Raw genomic sequence first — 2913 nt, forward strand, 5'->3', positions numbered from 1 at the left:
AAATTTCAGATAGCTGTTAAAAACACGGGCCCGAATTGCTCGTGGGCTGGGTCGCTCAGGAGGACCCGTTGGCGTTTAGGTCAACGCCGCTTGGCGGTCGCAATGGCACGGTCCATGGCCTTATCAAGCTCTATCGGGAAGTGTCGCCGCGCTATGCCTTCGGCAATTCGAATAAAAGGGAAACGCTGGCGGTAGTTCGGCCTTCCCTTTAGGAAAATAAGAATGGGTTTAGCAGTTCGCTTGCGCTTACCCCCTGCCCTTTTCCATATACCCAGGACACCATTAATTTTCCCAACAAAATATTTAGATTTAGGGCCTTGCGAACTGTCAGATCCACGCCTTTTAGTACCGGAGTTGGCTCGTAGTTCTGCCAGGATCTTCTTATAGGTCGCAACCGAAATGTTGCCATGCTTATTTAGTCGGGCTTCCTTCCCATGTACCACGTACATTCCGCTCGGTAAGAGGCCAGCATGTCGAAGCGCTCGCTCAAAGCGTTTATCAATCCGGTTCTCCCCCATTACTGACGGCGCTAAATACTCACTAGGTGCAGTGCCGTTGGAGGCCTGGTCGCGAATAAAGACTTTTGCCACACCTGAGCGTTTAGTGGCTTTCTTCACCAGCACCGAGTTCAGTGTCAGCTTCGCCGGGTTTACAAATACACGCCCAATTTCTGCGCGCTCCTCACCTCGAATACGAAACGCCACATTATTCAGCGCAACGGAACAGGCATAGGGCAGCTGCTTTTTTAATTCAGCAGAGGCTTTATCAAACTTTGAGGTATCCAGCTTTACACTAACGTCCATCGTCCCCGCCCTGCTGCTGTTCCTGCAGCTTCAAACGCTTATGGTTGTAATACCAATTCACAATGAACCCACTCAGAGCAATCAAGAAACCACCAACCGCCAATAACTCCTGCGCTGCATATCCACCGACTACCGCTGCACCCGCAGCAACTGTCGTGGTTGCACTGGCGATCTTTTGAACCATGGCTTCCCTCGCTGCCTCTTGAGCTACAGTGTTCATCGCTTAACCTCACTCACCCATGACTTCACAAAATAGAAGCCGATGATGATGCTGTAAGGCTGCACAACCACATCAACCAGCAGGCCCTTTAGGTCCGCCACAAAAGGCGCCTTCAAAGCCATGGCCGCTGCAATAAATAAAACCAACAGCGCCCAAACCAACGTCACCAGAAAGGCAATTAATCTTCGTGCCCGGTTCTGCGGCTGCGTGGCCTCCAGGTATTTCAGATACCAACGGGATTTTTCCTCACTGGTAAACCAGACTGCATCCACCGTATTCACAGTGGCATCCAGCACTTTGCCCGCAGACTCTGGGCCAGCAAATAAACCCTTAACTCCAGACCAAATACCCATCACGGATACTCCGGCACATAGTGCGTGATTGTTAGATTAAACTCATGAGGCAGCAGCTCTCGCAATTGCTGCATTGCCCTGCGGGATTGCGTCACCCACCAACTGCCGGGAGCCAGACTAGAGCCAACCCCAATGCAGCCCTGCACATCTGCAGCATAATTTGCTGTATGGATCAAGATTTTTGAACGACTAGGCACTTCCAGTAGCTCCCACACATTGGGGAACCTTGGTGAGCTATAGGGATTACAGGAATAAACCCCTTCAGGAATACAGCTCTCGAACGGACGATTACCCAACCACGGGCGCTCTACCGTATAAAACACACAGTCGCGCACCCTTAGCCGTCCCAATGTGGCATTAGGCCCATAGGCAAATCGCTGCAGATTGCAATTCATGAAGTTCTACTCGCAGAGTATTGGAATAGAAAACGGCACCCAAGTGAACACCCCCAAGTACAGAAAGTCGAAGACTAAAAAATGAAAAAACCCGCACAAGGCGGGTTAAGAGCATGGTTAAACATTCTTTTTAAAAGCAACTCTATGAAACACATAGACAAGCTAAATTAATCATATCCTTTAACCACAGATCAAACTTAAAGACACATTCAATCTGATTAATTATCGTAAGCAGCACTCAGTAAATATGAAAGAGAGATAGAACCTGTTTCTACCACATCACCATATTCGCCTCTTGCCGTAATTTTAATGTCGTAATCTTCACTTCCATCTGACTCAGTAAATTTTGTGACATCAATATTTAACGGATCCACAAACAATGTATTACCAACATCGTAGGCAGGATAATATATAATTGACTCTCCTTTCCCATACCATAGCACATCAATAACAAACGCCTTTTCACCCCTAGTATTACCTGGCATGGCAACTACTTTATTTCTAAGTGACAATTTCACTCGACTATCATCTAGTGTGAGCTTTTCGACATCAATCACCTTACTTGGATTCGCCGCTTTCAATTCTCCCTCAACATAAGATAGACGTTTTTCATACTCATACGCGTCTTCATTAGCACCTAGCTCAACAAAACTTTCGTATTCAGATACAGCAACTTCAATGGTGATAAATTTACCATCTTCATTTAAACGATCAAGATTATCTACGCGCACATTAACCTGACGGAACACCCAAGCATCATTAACTTTCCCGTTAAAAGTCCAGCTATCTCCATTGGGATCATCAGTACTAAATAAATTTTTTACTAACAGTTTTGGTGCATCGATGTACTCAATTTCCAAAGAAGTAAGCATAGGAGTAGCCCTAGGCTCTGCTTGCTCGACTGTCAACGTTACGGATTTAACATCTTTCAGGTAAAGCCCCGAATAGACCACCCCCCCTCTTCCTGAATTAAAATTCTGCAGTTCGTACTTGAAAGTTTTCGCCTGAGCAACGCAGGCCAATAAAGCCACAGAAACGACAAGTGTTTTAATTGCACTTTTAAATAACATAAAAAATCTACTTATAAATACCTGCATTCAACTTTGAAGTGCATCAGTTAATCCCCTGGAAAAGAACGGTCA

The 2913-nt window shown here is 46.1% G+C and carries 5 protein-coding genes; all 5 read right to left on the reverse strand.

The window, feature by feature from the left end; genetic code table 11:
• Window positions 1-80: 80 nt before the first annotated feature.
• Complete coding sequence (locus MO867_RS21330) at window positions 81-803, reverse strand: hypothetical protein (protein WP_252472892.1); 723 nt, start codon at window positions 801-803, stop codon at window positions 81-83.
• Window positions 793-1023, reverse strand: coding sequence for a holin (locus MO867_RS21335; protein ID WP_252472895.1), 231 nt, complete (start codon window positions 1021-1023; stop codon window positions 793-795). Before MO867_RS21335 ends, MO867_RS21330 begins: the two co-directional genes overlap by 11 nt.
• Window positions 1020-1376, reverse strand: coding sequence for a hypothetical protein (locus MO867_RS21340; RefSeq protein WP_252472898.1), 357 nt, complete (start codon window positions 1374-1376; stop codon window positions 1020-1022). The genes MO867_RS21335 and MO867_RS21340 overlap by 4 nt, the downstream gene beginning before the upstream one ends.
• Complete coding sequence (locus MO867_RS21345) at window positions 1376-1771, reverse strand: DUF5675 family protein (protein ID WP_252472899.1); 396 nt, start codon at window positions 1769-1771, stop codon at window positions 1376-1378. Before MO867_RS21345 ends, MO867_RS21340 begins: the two co-directional genes overlap by 1 nt.
• 218 nt (window positions 1772-1989) lie before the next feature.
• Window positions 1990-2841: a hypothetical protein gene (locus MO867_RS21350; RefSeq protein ID WP_252472901.1), complete on the reverse strand. Its 852-nt coding sequence runs from the start codon at window positions 2839-2841 to the stop codon at window positions 1990-1992.
• Between the last annotated feature and the right edge of the window lie 72 nt (window positions 2842-2913).

Source organism: Microbulbifer okhotskensis, from assembly GCF_023895975.1.
Lineage (GTDB): Bacteria > Pseudomonadota > Gammaproteobacteria > Pseudomonadales > Cellvibrionaceae > Microbulbifer > Microbulbifer okhotskensis.